Here is an 18874-nt window from a genome sequence, read left to right on the forward strand (position 1 = left end):
GGGCAAGAAGGCGGAGCAAACAATAAGGCACCGGTGTTCCTTATCGGGGCGGCGGTGCCCGTTCCCTTCAAACAGGGAATGCTGAACTCTATCGGTTGGTGGAAAGGCGGGCGGCCGGGCAATGGACGTGACGGCGGACAACAACGCGCAAAGCAACAAGATCGACGACATCGACATCACGCGGATCATGAAGATGATCCCGCATCGTTACCCGATCCTGATGATCGACCGGGTGATCGATGTGACGCTGGGCGAAGGCGCCACCGGCGTGAAGAACGTCACGATCAACGAGCCATTCTTCCAGGGCCACTTCCCGTCGCGCCCGGTCATGCCCGGCGTGCTGATCATCGAGGCGATGGCCCAGACCTCCGCCGTGCTGGTCGTGGCGACCCTGGGTCCCGACGCCGAAGGCAAGCTGGTCTATTTCATGACCGTCGACGAGGCTCGCTTCCGCCGCCCCGTCACCCCCGGCGACACCATCCACATCCACGTCACCAAGCAGCGTCAGCGCGCCAACGTGTGGAAGTTCAAGGGCGAGGCCAAGGTCGATGGCGTCCTCGTCGCTGAAGCCGTCTATTCCGCCATGATCCTGGACGAAAAATGACCGTTACCATCCATCCGTCCGCCATCGTCGATCCCGCTGCCAAGCTGGGGGAGGGGGTCAGCATCGGCCCCTTCTGCGTCGTCGGTCCCGACGTCACGCTGGGCGACGGCGTTCGGCTGGTTTCGCATGTTGCGGTCGACGGGCGCACCAGCATCGGCGCCGAAACCGTCATCTATCCCTTCGCGTCCATCGGGCACCGGCCGCAGGATCTGAAGTTCCATGGCGAGCCGTCGGAACTCGTCATCGGCGCCCGTAACCAGATCCGCGAACATGTGACGATGAACCCGGGCACCGAGGGCGGCGGCATGATCACCCGCGTCGGTGACGACGGGTTGTTCATGATGGGTTCGCACGTGGCCCACGACTGCGTCGTCGGCGACCATGTCATCATGGCCAACAACGCCACTCTGGGTGGTCACGTCACGCTGGGTGACTATGTCATCATCGGCGGGCTGTCGGCGGTGCGCCAGTTCGTGCGCATCGGCTCCCATGCCATGATCGGCGGCATGTCGGGCGTCGAGAACGACGTGATTCCCTTCGGCCTGGTCATGGGGGACCGCGCCCGGCTGGCCGGCCTGAATCTTGTCGGTCTGGAGCGCCGCGGCTTCAAGAAGGATGACATCCACGCCCTGCGTGCCGCCTATCGCATGCTGTTCGGTCCGGAGGGGACCTTCGCCGAGCGGGTGGATGAGGTCGGTCGCGACTTCGGCGAGCGTGCGCTGATTTCGGACGTTCTCTCCTTCATCCGGGCCAAGGAAGCCCGGTCTCTCTGCCAGCCGCGCGAGAGCTGAGGCGACCGGCCTATGGCCGATACAACAAAAGGCACCGGATCGCCGCCAGCGGGTCCGAAGCTGGCGATCCTGGCCGGCGGCGGTACGCTCCCGGCCCGCATCGCCAATGCGGTGCGCGGGCAGGGGCGTGAGGTCTTCATCGTGGCCTTCGATGGACACACCGATCCCGAGACGGTTGCCGGGGCGCCCCATGTCTGGAGTCGCTTCGGTGCCGCCGGCACGATCCTGCGGCGTCTGCATGAGGAGGGCGTGGGAGAGGTGGTTCTTGCCGGACCGGTGAAGCGTCCCTCTTTCACCGAACTGATGCCGGATTGGCGCACCGCGCGTTTCCTTGCCCGCGTCGGCACCCGCGCGCTCGGCGATGACGGCTTGCTGCGCGCCGTTGTGCGCGAAGTCGAGGATGACGGGTTCCGTGTGGTCGGATTGCATGACCTGCTGAAGGATCTACTGACCGTTGCCGGACCGGTCGGCCGTTTCGCGCCCGACGCGGACGCGGAGCGGGACATTGCCCGTGCGGTCGAAGTCGCCCGCGCAATGGGGGTGCTGGACGTTGGGCAGGGTGCGGTGGTTCAGCAGGGAATCGTTTTGGCGGTCGAGGCGATCGAGGGCACCGACGCAATGCTCGATCGCTGTGCCGCATTGGCGCGTCCGGGGCCCGGTGGCGTGCTGGTCAAGGTAAGGAAGCCGAAGCAGGATCGCCGCATCGACCTTCCCACCATGGGCGTCACCACTGTGGAAAAGGCTGCGGCTGCCGGTCTGCGGGGGATCGCGGTCGAGGCCGGCGGCAGCCTGCTGGTGGACCGACCTGCGGTGGCCGAGGCGGCGGATCGCCTCGGCCTGTTCGTTGTCGGCATCGAGATTCCGCAATGAGTGGCCCGCTTGCGGCCGATGACGGTCCGACACTGTTCCTGATTGCCGGCGAGCCGTCCGGCGACGCGCTGGGCGCCCGGCTGATGGCTGCGGCCAAGCGGCTGACCGGCGGAAAGGTGAGGTTCGTCGGCATCGGCGGCGAGAAGATGATGGCGGAGGGGCTGGTCAGCCTCTTTCCTATGGCGGAACTGACCCTGTTCGGCATCTTCGAACTGCTGCCGCACCTGCCGAACCTGATCCGTCGCATCGACCAGACGGTCGCGGAGATCATCCGTATACGTCCCGACGCCGTGGTCGGAATCGACTCGCCGGGCTTCACCGTGCGCGTGGCAAAGAAGGTGCGTGCGGCGGCACCCGCCATCCCGTTGATCCACTATGTCGCACCGACGGTCTGGGCCTGGAAGCCGAAGCGTGCGGCGAAATATGCCACCATCTACGATCATCTGCTTGCCGTTCTTCCCTTCGAGCCGCCCTATTTCGAGAGGGAAGGGCTGGCCTGTACCTTCGTCGGCCATTCGGTGGTCGAGGGTGGGGCGGGGAAGGGCGACGGGGCCGGCTTCCGTGATCGTCACGGCATCGCACCGGCTGACCGCGTGGTCGCCATTCTTCCCGGCAGCCGCAAAGGCGAAGTGTCGCGTTTGCTGCCGGATTTCCGTGCGACGCTGGAGCGGTTGCAACCCGCGCACCCCACTTTGGTGGCGGTGGTGCCGACCGTGGCCACGGTTCGTGACCGGGTGGCGGCCGCCATTGCCGACTGGCCGGTCCGAGCCGTGCTGGTGGAAGGCGACGCCGAAAAATATGATGCCTTTGCCGCGGCGGAAGCGGCACTCGCCGCGTCCGGCACCGTTTCTCTGGAGTTGGCTCTCGCGCGGCTGCCGACGGTCATCGCCTATCGGCTGAACCCGGTCACGGTTGCGCTCTATCGGCGGCTGATTCGGGTGAAATACGTCAACCTCGTCAACCTGATGCTCGATCGGATGCTGGTTCCCGAACTGCTGCAGCAGGATTGCCGGCCGGATAGACTGGCGGCCGAACTGGCCCGCCTGCTGGACGATCCGGCGGCACGTCAGGCGCAGATCGATGGCGTTGCCGAGGTGGCCCGCTGGCTGGGGCAAGGCGACACTCCGCCCAGCGAGCGGGCTGCCCGTACGGTTCTGGACGTCATTGCGGAACGACGCTTGAACAGGCCCCAAGAGGGCAAACCCTGAATGGGAGAACAGAGACCATGAGTGAATTCCGTCTGCTGCACACGATGCTGCGCGTGCTGGATCTGGAGAAGTCGCTGGACTTCTACACGCGGCTGCTCGGCATGAAGCTGCTGCGCCGCAATGACTATGAGGGCGGTCGCTTCACCCTCGCCTTCGTCGGCTATGGCGAGGAGTCCGACACTGCGGTCCTGGAACTGACCCACAATTGGGATCAGAAGGAACCGTACGAGATTGGCACTGCCTACGGTCATATCGCCCTCGGCGTGCCGGACATCTATGCCACCTGCGAGAAGCTGGCGGCCGAAGGTGTCAAGATTCCGCGCCCGCCGGGCCCGATGAAGCATGGCACCACCGTGATCGCCTTCATTGAAGACCCGGATGGCTACAAGGTCGAGTTGATCGAGCGGAAGTGATCGGCCGTTCGGTCAAAGGTCAAGAGGAGGGGCGTGGTCGGTGACGGCTGCGCCCTTTTTCGTTGGCGCAGGCCCGGCCACGCGGCGGAAGCGTTCGCGGTAGTTGGCCGGGCTAAGTCCCAGCCGGCGGCGGAAATGGTGACGGAGGGTGGCAGCGGAGCCGAAGCCGGTCAGGGTCGCCACCTCTTCCACCGGCAGGCTGCTCGCTTCCAGAAGGTCACGGGCGCGACTCAGCCGCTCGGTCAGTAGCCAGTCGCCAGGGGTGGTGCCGGTCAGGGACTGGAAACGGCGCAGGAAGGTGCGGACACTCATCCCCGCCCGCGATGCCATGCCGGACAGGCTGTGTTCCTCCGCCAGCCTCTCCCGCAAATGATCGAGCAGGGGAGCCAAGCGGGCTCCTTCGCGGGCGGTCGGCACCGGCGTTTCGATGAATTGTGCCTGCCCGCCTTCGCGATGCGGCTGGACGACCAGACGGCGGGCCACGCTGTTTGCCGCCTCCGGTCCGAAATCGCGGCGGACCAGATGCAGGCAGAGGTCGATGCCGGCGGCACTGCCGGCTGAGGTCAGAATGTTGCCTTCATCCACATACAGCACGTCGGGCATCACCCGTATATCGGGGTAAAGTTCACCGAGCGTCGCGGTATATCGCCAGTGCGTGGTCGCCCGGCGTCCGTTCAGAAGTCCGGCGGCGGCGAGAACGAACGCGCCGGAGCAGATCGACAGGATCCGTGCGCCGCGCTTGTTGGCCCGGCGCAACGCGGCGATCAGGTCGCCGGGTACCGGCTCCCGTGCGCCGCGCCAGCCCGGAATGATGATGATGCCGGCTTGGTCGAGCAGGTCGAGTCCGCCATCGGCTTCCACGCGGATGCCGCCCACCGCGCGCAGCGGTCCGGCATCGAGGGCGGCGACCGCAAATCTGTACCAATCCGGCCCGAGTTCCGGGCGCGACAGGCCGAACACCTCGACGGCGACGCCGAACTCGAAGGTGCAGAGGCCGTCATAGGCGAGGGCGACGACCAGCGGGGGCGTGGCGATTGGCATGATCTGCACGATAGCTGGCGGTTGCGCCACTTTCCAGCCGAAGGAGCGATTGGAATGATGGGGGCGTCACGTCCAATCAGACCCCAGCAACGAGGACCCCATGCCCAGTCTCGTCACCGAAATTCCCGCGGCCCCGTCTGAGATTGCGGCGGCTCACTTTGCCAGGCGGCTGTCGCTGGAGACCGACTGCTGGGATGTTCACGACACGCTGAAATCCGGTAAACCGGACTTCATTCTGCTCGATGTGCGTGGACCGGCAGCATTCGCGCGTGGACATATACCGGGAGCCCTGAACCTGCCGCACGGCAAGATTACCGAGCGTCGGATGGCGGATTGGCCGGACGGCACGCTGTTCGTGGTCTACTGCGCCGGACCCCATTGCAACGGTGCTGATCGCGCCGCCTTGCGCCTCGCAAGGATTGGACGGCCGGTCAAACTGATGATCGGCGGCATCACGGGGTGGATCGACGAAGGCTTCGCACTGGAGTGCGAGAACTGAGGCGTTGCCTCAGATGAAGACGATCCCGGCGATCAGTGCCAGGATCAGCAGATAAACGATCAGGCGGCGGACGCGCCAGCCGAGTGGCGCCCTGTTGTCGTTGGCCGGCGGGCGCAGACGCACCCGCCGGGCCGGAACGATGTACGCAGTCGGGTCCTGGGCGGCTCCGTTGGAGCCGCCCATTCCGATGTGGGCTGTGGGCCGGTTAGCCACGCTCGGCCAGCGGCACGAACGGCCGCTTGGTCTGGCCGGTGTAGAGCTGACGCGGACGGCCGATCTTCTGCACCGGGTCCTCGATCATCTCCTTCCACTGGCTGATCCAGCCGACGGTGCGGGCCAGCGCGAACAGCACGGTGAACATGCTGGTCGGGAATCCCATCGCCTTCAGGATGATGCCCGAGTAGAAGTCGACGTTCGGATAGAGCTTCTTCTCGATGAAGTACTCGTCCGAGAGGGCGATCTTCTCCAGCTCCATCGCGATGTCCAGCAGCGGCTCGTCCTTGATGCCGAGCTCGCCGAGGACCTCGTGGCAGGTCTGGCGCATGACCTGGGCGCGCGGGTCGTAGTTCTTGTAGACCCGGTGGCCGAAGCCCATCAGGCGGAAGTTGTCGTTCTTGTCCTTGGCGCGGCGGACGAACTCGGGGATGCGATCCACCGAGCCGATCTCTTCCAGCATCTTCAGAACGGCTTCGTTCGCACCGCCATGGGCCGGACCCCACAGCGAGGCGATGCCGGCGGCGATGCAGGCGAACGGGTTGGCGCCCGACGAACCGGCCAGACGGACGGTCGAGGTCGAGGCGTTCTGCTCGTGGTCGGCGTGCAGGATGAAGATCTTGTCCATCGCCTTGGACAGGATCGGGTTGACCTTGAACGGCTCGCAGGGTGTGCCGAAGGTCATGTAGAGGAAGTTCTCCGCATACGACAGGTCGTTGCGCGGATACATGAAGGGCTGGCCGGTCGAGTACTTGTAGGCCATGGCCGCGATCGTCGGCATCTTGGCGATCAGGCGGTGCGCGGCAATCTTGCGCGCCTGCGGATCGTTGATGTCCAGCGAGTCGTGGTAGAAGGCCGACAGGGCGCCGACGACGCCGCACATGATCGCCATCGGGTGGGCGTCACGGCGGAAGCCGCTGTAGAACTTGGTCAGCTGCTCGTGCACCATCGAGTGGCGGCGCAGGATGTTCTCGAACTCCGTGCGCTCGGTCGCGGTCGGCAGATGGTTGTTGAGCAGGAGGAAGCAGACTTCCGGGAAGGTCGAATGCTCGGCCAGATCGTCGATGGCGTAGCCGCGGTGCAGCAGAACACCCTCGTCGCCGTCGATGTAGGTGATCTGCGACTCGCAGCTGCCCGTCGAGGTGAAGCCCGGATCGTAGGTGAAGTGGCCGGTCTCGGCGTAGAGCTTGCGGATGTCGATCACGCTCGGCCCGACGCTGCCGTGCAGGACCGGCATCGTGACCTGCTTGCCCGTCTTATTGTCGATGAGGGTTACGGTATCCTTGCCGTCCTCAGTCTGGGTCATCTCGGCACGTCCTTATCGTTGAGGGTCGGGCTTGGCGCCCTTTTTTCGTCGGCGCAGCATAGTTCCAAGGCTGCCCGATGGCAACGCACGGAAGTGACCATTATGCTGCACCCGCTGCATCGCGGATGCGAGAAAGCGTTGCTTCGCGGCCCAGCAGTTCGGCCACTTCGAAGATCGGCGGCGACACCGTCGATCCGGTCAGCGCGGCGCGCAACGGCTGAGCCACCTTGCCCAGCTTTTCGCCCCGTGCCTCGGCGAAGGCGCGAACCTGCGATTCCAGCGCAGCGGCGGTGAAATCCGGCACTTCGGCGAAGGCAGCCGCCAGTTCTTTCAACAGATTGCGGCCCTTTTCGTCCAGCAGCGCGGACGCTTTTTCGTCATAGCTGAGCGGCTGCGGCGCGACATAGAAGCGTGCGCTCTGCGCCAGATCGACCACGGTGCGGGCGCGCTGCTTCAGGCCGTTCATGGCCCGCGTCAGAAGGTCGCGTTCGGCGTCGCTCAGGCCGCGGCCGAGTTCCGCCTCCAGGCGCGGGGCGATCAGACCGAACAGTCGGGAATCGTCGGCAAGCCGCATGTAATGGGCATTCAGATTCTCGAGCTTGGCGAAGTCGAAGCGCGACGGCGAGCGGCCGATGCTCTCCAGGTTGAACCACTCGATGGCCTGTTCGGTCGAGATGATCTCGTCGTCGCCATGCGACCAGCCGAGCCGCAGCAGATAGTTACGGACCGCTTCCGGCAGATAGCCCATGTCGCGGTAGGCATCGACGCCCAGCGCGCCGTGACGCTTGGACAGCTTGGCGCCGTCGGGGCCATGGATCAGCGGGATATGGCCGAAGCGCGGCAGGTCCCAGCCCATGGCGTTGAAGATCTGGATCTGTCGGAAGGTATTGGTCAGGTGGTCGTCGCCGCGGATGACGTGGGTGACGTTCATGTCGTGGTCGTCGACCACCACAGCCAGCAGATAGGTCGGGGTGCCGTCGGCGCGCAGCAGGATCAGGTCGTCGAGCTGGGCGTTCTGCACCGTCACCTCGCCCTGGACAAGGTCGTTCAGGACGGTCTGGCCCTCCTGCGGCGCCTTCAGCCGGATCACCGGAGCAACGCCCGGAGGGGCATCGGAATCGGGACGGTCGCGCCAGCGGCCATCGTAGCGCATCGGCTGCCCGGCCGCCTTCTGGGCGGCGCGCATCTCCTCCAGCTCTTCCGGACTGCAATAGCAGCGATAAGCCTTGCCGGCGGCCAGCATCTGGTGCGCCACCTCGGCATGACGGTCCTTGCGCTCGAACTGGCTGACGGCGTCGCCGTCCCAGTCGAGCCCCAGCCACTTCAGCCCATCGAGGATGGCGTCCACCGCCGCCTGGGTCGAACGTTGCCGGTCGGTGTCTTCGATCCGCAGCAGGAACTTGCCGCCGGTGTTGCGGGCGTACAGCCAGTTGAACAGGGCGGTGCGGCCACCGCCGATGTGCAGAAAGCCGGTCGGCGACGGAGCGAAGCGGGTGACGACGGTCATCGGTCTCTCAATTTCCGGTTCGGCGCTGGTATGATGCGCCGGTGGTTCGACACCGTGGTTTAACACAGCCACCCGGCTTGGAGGCAATGCGATGCGTGCATGGACGGTCGTTGAAGGGCCCGCGGGCGGCATCGCTGCGCCGGGAAGCCGCTGCCGGTGACCGCCGCCGGCTGGCCGGAGGAGGAGACGGATAACCCGCCGGCGCTCAGCGGACGATGGCGGCGCCTGTTGACGCGCGCCGGCAGGCGACTCGCGGCGTTGGCAGGGGCGGAGGGGGAGCGTTGGGTTCTGTGGCTGCCCGTCGCTTTTGGGGCAGGGGTGTCGCTGTATTTCGAGTTGCGGCAGGAACCGGTCTGGTGGGGCGGACTCGCGGCGGTCGGCGGGGCGGTGATCCTGTTGTTGGCTGTGCGGCGCTGGTTCGCGTTGGCCGGGGTGGCGACGGCACTGCTGATGGCGGCAGCCGGATTCCTGGTGGCGCAGGCGCATACGGCGCGCATGGCGGCGCCGGTCCTGACCCGAAGCATCGCGGGCGCCACCGTCGCCGGGCGGGTGATGGCGGTGGAGCGGCGGCCGGGTGCGGTGCGCATCACGTTGCGCGAGGTGACGGTCAGCAGACTGGCACCGGAGCAGACGCCGGCCGCGTTGAGAATCCGCCTGTCCGACCGCAACCCTGCGCCCGCTCCGGGATCGGTGGTTCGGCTGCGGGCGACGCTGTTGCCGCCGCAGGCGCCGGCGGAACCCGGTGCCTTCGACTTCCAGCGGCGGGCCTGGTTCATGGGTCTGGGTGGGACCGGCTTTGCCACAGGGGCGGTGGAGCAGGTGGAGGCGCCGCCGGTGACGGGATGGAGCACGGTTGCCATCGCCTTCGAACATGCGCGGGGAGCCATCGCGGAGCGCGTGGCGGCGGCGATCGGCGACCCGGTGGAGGCGAGCGTCACCACCGCGCTGCTGAATGGCGAGGAGTTCGGCATTCCCGAAGCGACGCTGGATGATTTCCGCAACAGCGGGCTGGCGCATCTTCTGTCGATTTCCGGCCTGCATGTCGGCATCGCGGCGGGCATCCTGTTCTATGTGGTGCGGGCGCTGCTGGCGGCGGTGCCCTATATCGCTCTGCGATGGCCGATCAAGAAGATCGCGGCGCTGTTCGGGATCCTGTCGGCGCTCGCCTACACGCTGCTGGTCGGAGCGCCGTTGCCGACGGTGCGGTCGGTGCTGATGACCGGCATGGTGATGGGGGCGATCATGCTGGACCGCCATCCGCTGAGCATGCGGCTGGTCGCCTTCGCCGGGCTGGTCACCATCGCCATGGACCCGGAGGGGATGCTGGGGCCGAGCTTCCAGATGTCTTTCGCGGCGGTGGTGGCGCTGATCGCGGCGTTCGAGCGTGGCAGTGTCAGGCTGGCGGAATGGCGGCGCGACGCGGGATGGTTGGTGCGCGGGCTGTTCTATGTCGGCGGGATCCTGCTGACCAGCGTGGTGGCGACGCTGGCGACCTTGCCCTTCTCGCTCTTCCATTTTCAGCAGATTGCCTTTTATGGCGTGCTGTCGAACCTGATCGCGATTCCCATCACGTCCTTCTGGGTCATGCCGTGGAGCCTGATCGCCTACGCGCTGCTGCCCCTCGGGTTGGAGGCGCCGGCGCTGATTGCCATGAATTGGGGCGATCGGGCGGTGATCTGGACCGCGGAGTTCTTCGGTCGGTTGCCCTGGGCTTCGCTGACGGTGCCGGCGATGCCGGTGGAGGGATTCGCGGCGCTGGTGGTGGGCGGGCTCTGGCTGTGCGTATGGACGCGGCGGTGGCGCTGGCTGGGGATGCTGCCGATCCTGGCGGGGTTGGCCTCGCCGATGCTGGTGGAACGGCCGGATGTGCTGGTGGCGGGGGACGGGACGGTGGTGGCGGTGAGGCTGCCGGACGGGCGGCTCAGTGGCTCGGGCAAGGGCGGCGGGCGGCTGACCGAGACCTGGAGGGAGCGCGACGGGGAGCGGGCAGCGGCGGAGCCCTGGCCGGCGGCGGGCGGATGGAGCGAGGGCGGGCGGTCGCTGAGTTGCGATGCGCTGGGGTGTCTGTACCGGGTGCGGGGGAAGACGGTGGCATTGCCGCGGCTGCCCGATGCACTGGACGAGGATTGCGGATCGGCGGACGCTGTGGTGACGGCGGCGGTGGCGCGCGGGTGCCGGGCCGGTTTGGTGGTCGACCGATGGGCGCTGCGGCATGAGGGAGCGCATACGCTGACGGTGACGGAGGAGGGCATCCGGGTGGAGACGGTGCGAGGGCTTAGGGGGGATCGGCCCTGGACCGGGGGGAGATGAGGGAACGTTAGACCCCCACCCTAACCCTCCCCCGCTCTCAGCGGACCTTCGGTCCGCCTGCCGCGTCAGCACAAAGCGAAGCTTTGTGCGAGAGCCGGGCGGGGGAGGGGATTGGTGCTGAAGCGGAAAGGGCCTCAGTACTTGCGGACGAGACCGACCAGCTTGCCCTGCACACGGACGCGGTCGGCGCCGAAGATGCGGGTTTCGTAGGCGGCGTTGGCGGGTTCCAGGGCCACCGTGTTGCCCTTGCGGCGCAGGCGCTTCAGCGTCACCTCGCCTTCATCGACCAGCGCGACGACGATGGTGCCGTTCTCCGCCGCGTCGCAACGCTGAATGATGATGGTGTCGTGGTCGAGGATGCCGGCCTCGATCATCGAATCGCCGGAAACCTCCAGGGCGTAATGGTCTCCGCCGGTCAGCATGGAGGCCGGAACATCGACGAAGGCACTGTTGTCGCGCAGGGCCTCGATCGGTGTGCCGGCGGCGATGCGGCCGTAGAGCGGGAGCTGCACGGTCTCGTTGGCGGCGGCGGGCATCGTGGCGGGAGGCGTGGTGTCGCGGCCGGCAAAGGCGAAATCGCCCTTGATGACGTTGGGCTGGAACTTCGGCTTGGGCGCCGCGCTGCGGCTGCGGGCGGCGTCCAGGCCTTCCGGCAGGCGGAGAACCTCGAGCGCGCGGGCGCGGTGGGGCAGGCGGCGGATGAAGCCGCGTTCCTCAAGTCCGGTGATGAGGCGATGGATGCCCGACTTGGACTTCAGCCCCAGGGCGTCCTTCATCTCGTCGAACGACGGCGAGACACCGCCCTGGCCGAGCCGTTCGTGGATGAACAGCAGCAATTCGTGCTGCTTGCGCGTGAGCATGGATGCCTCCCGGCCGTCGCCAGACTGAAGATGGAACAAAAACTAAACGTTGCTCCATGTTCTAGTTTGGTTCCTGCCGCGCGTCAAGCCCCCCGTCGGCTTCTTTTAGAACTTGAACGGAACATTTGGAACAGCGTGAAACAGTTTTCGGGATGCTGTTCAACTGTTCCATCCGTCGTTCGGGGGGTGTTCCAAGTCCTAGATGCTGAGCGCTCCATCGGTCAGGGGGAGCACGGTCACCATGGCGCCGGCCGGTTCCGGATCGGCGTTGGGCGGGCGGGGGATCAGGCAATCGGCCTGGGCATAGAGAGTGGTGATGGCGCTGTCCTGCCGGGCGAAGGGCGTTACGGTCAGGACGCCGTCGGGGCCGGCGGCGAGCGTCGCACGGAGATACTCCTCGCGCCGGTCGTTGGCCTTCAGCGCGGTGGTCAGGCGGGCGCGCAGCGGCAGGCGGTCGTCCTCGGGCGGCAGGCCCTGCAGCAGACGCAGAATCGGGCGCAGGAACAGCACGCCGGTGACGCCGGTGGACACCGGGTTGCCGGGGAGACCCAGCAGCGGCACCGATCCGGCGCGGCCGAACATCAGCGCCTTGCCCGGCCGCATCGCCACGGTCTGCACCTCCAGCGCCACGCCGCGTTCGGCCAGCACGTCGCGCACGAGATCGTATTCGCCATGGGCGGCCCCGCCGGTGGTGACCAGCAGATCGCACCCTGCGGCCCCCTTCGCCAAGGCCGCCACACTCTCCGGCGTATCCTTGGCAATTCCCAGATTGTGGGCGAGGCCGCCCTGGGCGGTGACGAGGGCGCAGAGGCCGAGCGCGTTGGTGCTGACGATCTGGCTCGGCCCCAGCGGATCGCCGGGCAGGGCGATCTCGTCGCCGGTGGCGAGGATTGCGATGCGCGGCCGGCGATGGACCGAGAGCCAGGGCACATTGCCGCCGGCAGCCAGCGCAATGTCGCGGGCGGTCAGGCGACGTCCCTTCGGCAGAAGCTCCTGACCGAGGGTGAAGTCGAATCCCGCCTCGCGGATGAAGCGGCCGGCGACCACGGCGCGGCCGATCCGGACGGTGGCGTCGTCGGCGCTGCAATCCTCCTGCATCACCACGGCGTCGGCGCCATCGGGCAGGGGCGCTCCCGTGAAGATGCGCACCGCCTCACCAGGGCCGACGCTGCCGTCGAACGCATGGCCGGCGGAGGATTCGCCGATGCGGCGCAGGGGGACGGGCGAGTCGGCGGTCGCGGCGGCGATGTCGGCGGCGCGCACCGCCCAGCCGTCCATGGCGGCGGCGTGGAAGGGCGGCTGGGTCAGCCGGGCGATCACCGGCTCGGCCAGCACGCGGCCCAGCGCATCGGGCAGGGCGACGGTCTCCGCCGGCAGAGGGGCGAATGCCGACAGGATGCGGGCGCGCGCCTCGGCGACGGAGATCATCAGATTATGCTCCTGCGGATGGGACGGCGGTGGTGGACGCACCCCATTCGCCGCTCTTGCCGCCGGCCTTGTGCAGCAGGCGGACGTCGGTGATGGTCATGCCGCGGTCCACCGCCTTGCACATGTCGTAAACGGTCAGCGCCGCGACGGTGACGGCAGTCAGCGCCTCCATCTCCACGCCGGTCTGGCCCTTCAGCTTGCAGGTGGCGGTCACGTCCACGGCGTTGCGGGCGGGATCGCAGGAGAGGTCGACCTTGACCGAGGTCAGCATCAGCGGGTGGCACAGCGGGATCAGGTCCGGCGTGCGCTTGGCCCCCATGATGCCGGCCAGCCGGGCGACCGACAGAACATCGCCCTTCTTCACTCCGCCCTGCGTGATGAGCGCCAGGGTCTCCGGCTGCATCAGCACGGTGGCGGCGGCGGTGGCGGTGCGTTCGGTCTCCGCCTTGTCGGAGACGTCGACCATCACCGCCTTGCCCTCGGCGTCGAAATGGGTGAAGCCGGTCATCGGACGGTCTCCAGAAGCGGTTTTTCCATGAAGACGCTGACGCCGTTGTCTTCATAGCAGGCATATGGGCCGCGGTCGGCGAACCCGGCCTTGCGGTAGAGCGCCAGCGCCTCGTGCTGGTGGATGCCGGATTCGAGCAGCAGGGCGGTCAGCCCCTCGTCCCGCGCCTGTTCCTCCAGCCGGGTGAGCAGTCGGTCGCCGATGCGGTGGCCGCGGGCGGCGGGATCGACATACATGCGCTTCACCTCGCCGTAACCGGTCGGATCGACGCGGAGTGCGGCGCAGCCGACCGGAACGCCGTCTTTGCGGGCGACGAAGAAGCGAACGTCCGGCGCCTCCAGGGAGTCGATGTCCAGCAGATGGCAGGTGTCCGCCGGATAGAGGTCCAGCAGATAGCGATCGAGCGCGGCGACCAGGGCGATCACCGCATCCTGACGCGGGCTTTCCGCGGCGATGGCGATGTCGGGCATCGCGTCACACCGGAGACAGTAGGGCGCGGGTGGCGGCGGTCACGTCGGCCTGCCGCATCAGCGATTCGCCGACCAGGAAGCAGCGCGCCCCGACCTTCGCCATCCGGGCCAGATCGGCGGGGGTGTAGAGCCCGCTTTCTGCAACCAGCATGCGGTCTGCCGGCACGTTGGCCGCCAGTTCCTCCGTCGTCGCGATGTCGACGGCCAGCGTCTTGAGGTTGCGGTTGTTGACGCCCAGCAGCGGCGTTTTCAGCAGCAGCGCGCGGTCCAGCTCGGCGCGGTCATGCACCTCGACCAGCACGTCCAGACCCTGGCCGATCGCGGCATCCTCGATCTCCGCCGCCTGGGCGTCGGACAGCGAGGCCATGATGATGAGGATGCAGTCGGCCCCCAGCGCGCGCGCCTCCACGATCTGATAGGGATCGACCATGAAGTCCTTGCGCAGAACCGGCAGATCGACCGCGGCGCGGGCGGCCACCAGATACTCGTCCCTGCCCTGGAAATAGGGCTCGTCGGTCAGCACCGACAGGCAGGTCGCCCCGCCCTCGCGATAGGCGCGGGCCAGCGCCGGAGGGTCGAAGTCGGCGCGGATCAAGCCCTTGGACGGGCTGGCCTTCTTGATCTCGGCGATCAGCCCGTAGCGGCCGGCCTCCACCGCGGCGCCCAGCGCCCGGATGAAGCCGCGCGGCGGGTTGGTCTCGTTGGCGGCCTTGGCGGCGGCCTCGACCTCCGACAGCGGGCGGGCGGCCTTGCGGGAGGCGACCAGCGCGCGCTTGTCGTCGTTGATGCGGGTCAGAACGTCGCTCATCAGGCCACCGCCTCGTTGGTGATGGCGACCAGCCGGCGCAGGCGGTCGCGGGCGCCGCCGCTGTCGATGGCGTCGGCGGCTATCGCCACACCCTCCTTCAGCGTCGCGGCCTTGCCGGCCACATGCAGGGCGGCGGCAGCGTTCAGCAGCACGATGTCGCGGTAGGGGCTGTGCACCCCGTCGAACAGGGCGTGGATCGCCTCGGCGTTGACCTGGGCGTCGCCACCCTTCAGGTCCTCGATGCGGGCGCGGGGCAGACCGGCATCCTCCGGCGTCACCTCGAACACCGTCACCTCGCCGTCCTTCAACTGGGCGACGGTGGTGGGGCCGGTGGTGGTGATCTCGTCCAGCCCGTCGGAGCCATGGACGATCCATGCCGCTTCGGACCCCAGCCGCTTCAGTACCTGGGCCAGCGGCTCCACCCATTGCTTGGAGAAGACGCCGAGGACTTGGCGCTTGGCCGTCGCCGGGTTGGCGAGCGGACCCAGCAGGTTGAAGACGGTGCGGGTGCCGAGCTCGACCCGCGTGGGGCCGACGTTGCGCATGGCGATATGGTGGCGCGGCGCCATCAGGAAGGCGATGTGGGCATCCCACAGCGCCTTGCGCACCAGCGCGAAGTCGCAGTCGAGGTTGACGCCCAGCGAACCCAGCACGTCGGCCGCACCGGATTTGGAGGAGATGGCGCGGTTGCCGTGCTTGGCGACCGGCACGCCGCAGGACGACACCACCAGCGCCGCGGCGGTGGAGATGTTGTAGGTGCCGGCACCGTCGCCGCCGGTGCCGCAGGTGTCGATGGTGCCGGGAGGCGCCTCGACCGGGATCGCCTTGGCCCGCATGACGCGGGCGGCGCCGGTGATCTCGTCCACCGTCTCGCCGCGGACACGCAGCGCCATCAGGAAGCCGCCCATCTGCGACGGGGTGGCGTTGCCCGACATGATGATGTCGAAGGCGAAGCCGGCCTCGGCCTCGGTCAGGGCGGCGCCGGTGGCGACCTTGCCCAGGATGGCCTTCATATCAGTGAGGTCGCCGCTCATGCTGCGGTCTCCAGGGTCGCGTTCTCCGGGCGGGGACGGGTCAGGTCCAGGAAATTCTGCAGAATCTTGTGGCCGTGCTCGCTCTCGATGCTCTCGGGATGGAACTGCACGCCGTGGATCGGCAGCTCGCGGTGCGCCAGCGCCATGATGAGGCCGTCGGCTGTCTCGCCGGTCACCTCCAGGCAGGCGGGCAGCGTCTCGCGCTCGACGATCAGCGAGTGGTAACGGGTGGCGCGGAACGGGCTGGGCAGGCCGGCCAGCACGCCGCGGCCCTGGTGCAGGATGTTGTCGACCTTGCCGTGCATCGGCACCGGCGCGCGGATCACCCGGCCGCCGAAGGACTGGCCGATGGACTGGTGGCCCAGGCAGACGCCCAACAGCGGCAGGCGGGCCTTGGCGGCGGCGTCGATCAGGGGCAGGCAGATGCCGGCGCGGTCGGGATCGCAGGGGCCCGGGGACAGCACGATGCCGTCGGGGCGCAATGCCATCGCCTCCTGCACCGTCAGGGCGTCGTTGCGGCGGACCTGCACGTCGGCGCCAAGCTCGCCCAGGTAATGGACGAGGTTGTAGGTAAAGCTGTCGTAGTTATCGATGAGCAGCAGCATGCGCCTTCCGCCTTCCACCTGAACGTCGGGACCGTTCCGGCCCTGTTCCAACGATGGACACCCTAGCCGCTGAGGGGGCGGATTTCCAGCCTCCGCGCAGAACTTCGCCTCTTCACCGGCAGTCGAGCTGCGGTGGGGTTTTCGAGTCGTCCAGAACGGTGCCGCGGATGTCGGTTTCCAGCGTCAGGGTGCAGCGGCGGACATGGGACGGCAGGTCGGCGGCGAGCGTCGCCTGGGTGTCGCGATAGCGGCAGACCAGGAAGATGTTCCGTCGCCGGGCGCCGGTGAACTCCCAGACCTGAACGATGCTGCGGCCGCGCCGGACCTCGCGGTCGGGGGCGAGGGTGGCGGGCGAGGCGCTGGTCATTTCGCTGGCGCGGTCGCCTTCGACGATGGTGATGCCGGCAAAGCCGTGGCTGTCGTGGCCGGGGTAGGGCGACCAGCCGCCGGGGGCGTCGGGCTGCGCCTGCACCGTCAGGCTGGCCGGGCATTGCAGGCCGCCGGCGGCCAGTGCCGGGGCGGAAGCGGTCAGCAGGAGCGCTGCGGTAACAAAGATCGGACGCATCGGACGGACTCTTCCGGGTGGGCATGGCCGGGTGGGCTTGGCGGTATGGAAAAGACGGGTTCCGCCCCGATCCTTTGCGCCGTTTGGGCGGTTGCGGCGGCGGCGGCGGGGTGCCACTGTGCGGCGCCCCGGTTGCAGGATGGACATCGTCACCATGGCCCGCAAGGCGCCTTCGAAAGCCCGCAGAACTTCGCTTCCCCCGTTTCTGTCGAATCCCTTCGTTCTGGCTCTGGCTGCGGTCGCCGCGGTGTTCGCCGTGGCGATGGGCGTCGCCACGTTGACCGGCGGACGGTCCGGCGGAGAAAAGGCACCGCAGGCGCCGGTTCAGCAGGCCGCGGTGCCGCCTGCGCCGGCCTCAGCGCCGCCCGCAACGCCGCCTTCAACGCCTGCGGTCAAGGCCGAGGCGCCGGTGCATGCGGCGGAAGGGCCGGAACATGCGGTGCCGGAAAAGCCGGCGCAGGATAAGGTCGAGGCGCGTCCGCCGGCCACGACGGTGGCGATGCTGCCGCCGCCCGCGCCGCCGGCCCAGCCGCCGGTGCAGGCACCTTCGGGCAACGCCGCGCTGTGGCGCAAGAACGCGCTGCCGGCCGAGGTGCCGCCGGGCAGGCCGATCATCGCCATCGTCATCGACGACATGGGGCTGGACCGCAAACGCTCGGCGCGGATGGTCGGGCTGCATGGTCCGCTGACTCTGTCCTGGCTGCCCTATGCCCGCGACCTGTCGGCCCAATCGAAGGCGGCCCGCGCCAATGGGCACGAGCTGATGCTGCACATGCCGATGGAGCCCAGCGTGAAGGCCGATCCGGGGCCGAACGCTCTGCTGGTCTCGCTGGACAAGGGCGAGATCGTGAAGCGGTTCCGCGCCGCGCTGGACAGCTTCGACGGCTATGTCGGGGTAAACAACCATATGGGCAGCCGGTTCACCGCCGACCGGGCGGCGCTGGCGCCGGTACTGGCGGAGCTGCACCGCCGCGGGCTGCTGTGGCTGGACAGCCGGACGACGCCCAACAGCGCCGGAATCGGGCTGGCGCGGGAGCTGAAGATGCCCTGGGTCGGCCGCGACATCTTCCTCGACAACGAGGAGACGGTGGCGGCGGTGAAGGCCCAATTGGCGAAGACGGAGCAGGTGGCGAAGCGGCAGGGCTATGCGGTCGCCATCGGCCACCCGCATGATGCGACAATCGAGGCTCTGGCGTCCTGGCTGCCGGATGTGCAAAAGCGTGGCTTCGTTCTTGTCCCGGTCAGCGCGGTGGTGCGGACGCACCATGCCGGCGGCTGACCCGACCGAAAGGGGAGCCCCGTGACGATGGCCGATGCGTACAAGGTGGATGGAATGACCTGCGGCGGCTGCGCCCGCTCCGTTTCCAACGCGATCACCAAGGCGGCCCCCGATGCCGCGGTGACTGTCGACCTCGCCACCGGCACCGTGCTGGTCGATGGCGGCGTGCCGGCCGATGTGGTGCGGCAGGCGGTCGAAGCGGCCGGTTTCGATTTCGCTGGGGCTGCTGCCTGACCGATTTGGGTGCGGTGCAACAAAACCATTTTCTTAATATGGATATTGCGGCATGCTCGGGACGATGCGATCCGTTTCGCGAGGGTGCGATGCCGCTTTACTCCTATCGCTGCAAGGCCTGCGACCATGGGTTCGAGTCCCTGGTGCGCTCCGGTGAGACGCCCGCCTGTCCATCCTGCGGCAGCGCCGAGCTGACCCGCCAGCTTTCGAACGTGGCGCCGGAAGGCAAGTCCGGCGCCATCGTCCACTCCGCCCGCCGGATGGCGGCGAAGGAAGGGCATTTCAGCAATTATTCCCGGTCGGAGCGGCCCAAGGCGTAGG

At 67.8% G+C, this 18874-nt stretch carries 22 protein-coding genes; 10 read left to right on the plus strand and 12 right to left on the minus strand.

Annotation, left to right across the window (positions count from 1 at the left end; all coding sequences use genetic code 11):
- Positions 1-121: 121 nt before the first annotated feature.
- Genes fabZ through gloA form a run of 5 tightly spaced genes read left to right on the plus strand, consistent with a single transcriptional unit; the run spans position 122 to position 3886 of the window.
- Complete coding sequence (gene fabZ, locus ACCD06_RS08885) at positions 122-604, plus strand: 3-hydroxyacyl-ACP dehydratase FabZ (protein ID WP_413340133.1); 483 nt, start codon at positions 122-124, stop codon at positions 602-604.
- On the plus strand, positions 601-1395 hold the full coding sequence (gene lpxA / locus ACCD06_RS08890; RefSeq protein ID WP_136705494.1) for an acyl-ACP--UDP-N-acetylglucosamine O-acyltransferase: 795 nt from the start codon (positions 601-603) through the stop codon (positions 1393-1395). The genes fabZ and lpxA overlap by 4 nt, the downstream gene beginning before the upstream one ends.
- A 12-nt stretch (positions 1396-1407) precedes the next feature.
- On the plus strand, positions 1408-2265 hold the full coding sequence (locus tag ACCD06_RS08895) for an LpxI family protein (RefSeq protein ID WP_413340135.1): 858 nt from the start codon (positions 1408-1410) through the stop codon (positions 2263-2265).
- On the plus strand, positions 2262-3473 hold the full coding sequence (gene lpxB, locus ACCD06_RS08900) for a lipid-A-disaccharide synthase (RefSeq protein WP_413340137.1): 1212 nt from the start codon (positions 2262-2264) through the stop codon (positions 3471-3473). The genes ACCD06_RS08895 and lpxB overlap by 4 nt, the downstream gene beginning before the upstream one ends.
- A 17-nt stretch (positions 3474-3490) precedes the next feature.
- Positions 3491-3886 (plus strand): lactoylglutathione lyase, encoded by a 396-nt coding sequence (gloA, locus tag ACCD06_RS08905; RefSeq protein ID WP_109151382.1) that lies wholly within the window; start codon positions 3491-3493, stop codon positions 3884-3886.
- Positions 3887-3898: 12 nt separating this feature from the next.
- On the opposite strand, the gene ftrA is transcribed toward gloA, so the two are convergent.
- Entirely contained in the window at positions 3899-4927 is a 1029-nt protein-coding gene (gene ftrA, locus ACCD06_RS08910; RefSeq protein ID WP_413340139.1) for a transcriptional regulator FtrA, read from the minus strand.
- Positions 4928-5027: 100 nt separating this feature from the next.
- On the opposite strand from ftrA, the gene ACCD06_RS08915 reads away from it, so the two are divergent.
- Positions 5028-5426, plus strand: a complete 399-nt coding sequence (locus ACCD06_RS08915) for a rhodanese-like domain-containing protein (RefSeq protein ID WP_109155560.1) — start codon at positions 5028-5030, stop codon at positions 5424-5426.
- 9 nt (positions 5427-5435) lie between these two features.
- On the opposite strand, the gene ACCD06_RS08920 is transcribed toward ACCD06_RS08915, so the two are convergent.
- The 3 genes from ACCD06_RS08920 to gltX form a co-directional block, all read right to left on the minus strand.
- A complete protein-coding gene (locus ACCD06_RS08920; protein WP_158280154.1) occupies positions 5436-5609 on the minus strand; it encodes a hypothetical protein in 174 nt (57 codons plus the stop codon).
- 22 nt (positions 5610-5631) lie between these two features.
- Positions 5632-6945, minus strand: coding sequence for a citrate synthase (gltA, locus tag ACCD06_RS08925; RefSeq protein WP_109155561.1), 1314 nt, complete (start codon positions 6943-6945; stop codon positions 5632-5634).
- A gap of 100 nt (positions 6946-7045) precedes the next feature.
- Positions 7046-8452, minus strand: coding sequence for a glutamate--tRNA ligase (gene gltX / locus ACCD06_RS08930; RefSeq protein ID WP_109155562.1), 1407 nt, complete (start codon positions 8450-8452; stop codon positions 7046-7048).
- A gap of 156 nt (positions 8453-8608) precedes the next feature.
- Here gltX and ACCD06_RS08935 point away from each other — a divergent pair, with 156 nt between their 5' ends.
- Positions 8609-10762 carry a ComEC/Rec2 family competence protein gene (locus ACCD06_RS08935; protein WP_413340142.1) on the plus strand — a complete coding sequence of 718 codons (2154 nt, stop codon included), beginning with the start codon at positions 8609-8611 and terminating at the stop codon, positions 10760-10762.
- Between the two features lie 134 nt (positions 10763-10896).
- Here ACCD06_RS08935 and lexA read toward each other — a convergent pair whose 3' ends face one another.
- The 8 genes from lexA to ACCD06_RS08975 form a co-directional block, all read right to left on the minus strand.
- Positions 10897-11622 carry a transcriptional repressor LexA gene (gene lexA, locus ACCD06_RS08940; protein ID WP_413340144.1) on the minus strand — a complete coding sequence of 242 codons (726 nt, stop codon included), beginning with the start codon at positions 11620-11622 and terminating at the stop codon, positions 10897-10899.
- Between the two features lie 198 nt (positions 11623-11820).
- Positions 11821-13050 carry a gephyrin-like molybdotransferase Glp gene (gene glp / locus ACCD06_RS08945; RefSeq protein ID WP_136705502.1) on the minus strand — a complete coding sequence of 410 codons (1230 nt, stop codon included), beginning with the start codon at positions 13048-13050 and terminating at the stop codon, positions 11821-11823.
- A gap of 4 nt (positions 13051-13054) precedes the next feature.
- Positions 13055-13558: a cyclic pyranopterin monophosphate synthase MoaC gene (gene moaC, locus ACCD06_RS08950; protein ID WP_413340146.1), complete on the minus strand. Its 504-nt coding sequence runs from the start codon at positions 13556-13558 to the stop codon at positions 13055-13057.
- Positions 13555-14028, minus strand: coding sequence for a GNAT family N-acetyltransferase (locus tag ACCD06_RS08955; protein ID WP_109155567.1), 474 nt, complete (start codon positions 14026-14028; stop codon positions 13555-13557). Before ACCD06_RS08955 ends, moaC begins: the two co-directional genes overlap by 4 nt.
- 4 nt (positions 14029-14032) lie before the next feature.
- A complete protein-coding gene (trpC, locus tag ACCD06_RS08960) occupies positions 14033-14836 on the minus strand; it encodes an indole-3-glycerol phosphate synthase TrpC (RefSeq protein WP_413340149.1) in 804 nt (267 codons plus the stop codon).
- Positions 14836-15870: an anthranilate phosphoribosyltransferase gene (gene trpD / locus ACCD06_RS08965; protein WP_413340151.1), complete on the minus strand. Its 1035-nt coding sequence runs from the start codon at positions 15868-15870 to the stop codon at positions 14836-14838. Before trpD ends, trpC begins: the two co-directional genes overlap by 1 nt.
- Positions 15867-16475, minus strand: a complete 609-nt coding sequence (locus tag ACCD06_RS08970; RefSeq protein ID WP_109155570.1) for an anthranilate synthase component II — start codon at positions 16473-16475, stop codon at positions 15867-15869. Before ACCD06_RS08970 ends, trpD begins: the two co-directional genes overlap by 4 nt.
- Before the next feature lie 112 nt (positions 16476-16587).
- Positions 16588-17040, minus strand: coding sequence for an STY0301 family protein (locus tag ACCD06_RS08975; protein ID WP_413340153.1), 453 nt, complete (start codon positions 17038-17040; stop codon positions 16588-16590).
- Between the two features lie 139 nt (positions 17041-17179).
- Here ACCD06_RS08975 and ACCD06_RS08980 point away from each other — a divergent pair, with 139 nt between their 5' ends.
- The 3 genes from ACCD06_RS08980 to ACCD06_RS08990 all read left to right on the plus strand — a co-directional run bounded on the left by ACCD06_RS08980 (position 17180) and on the right by ACCD06_RS08990 (position 18873).
- Complete coding sequence (locus ACCD06_RS08980) at positions 17180-18319, plus strand: divergent polysaccharide deacetylase family protein (RefSeq protein WP_413340155.1); 1140 nt, start codon at positions 17180-17182, stop codon at positions 18317-18319.
- Positions 18320-18346: 27 nt separating this feature from the next.
- A complete protein-coding gene (locus ACCD06_RS08985; RefSeq protein WP_109155572.1) occupies positions 18347-18553 on the plus strand; it encodes a heavy-metal-associated domain-containing protein in 207 nt (68 codons plus the stop codon).
- A gap of 89 nt (positions 18554-18642) precedes the next feature.
- A complete protein-coding gene (locus tag ACCD06_RS08990; RefSeq protein ID WP_109155573.1) occupies positions 18643-18873 on the plus strand; it encodes an FmdB family zinc ribbon protein in 231 nt (76 codons plus the stop codon).
- Position 18874: the final 1 nt, after the last annotated feature.

It is taken from the genome of Azospirillum sp. CT11-132 (assembly GCF_047302835.1).
Classification (GTDB): domain Bacteria; phylum Pseudomonadota; class Alphaproteobacteria; order Azospirillales; family Azospirillaceae; genus Azospirillum.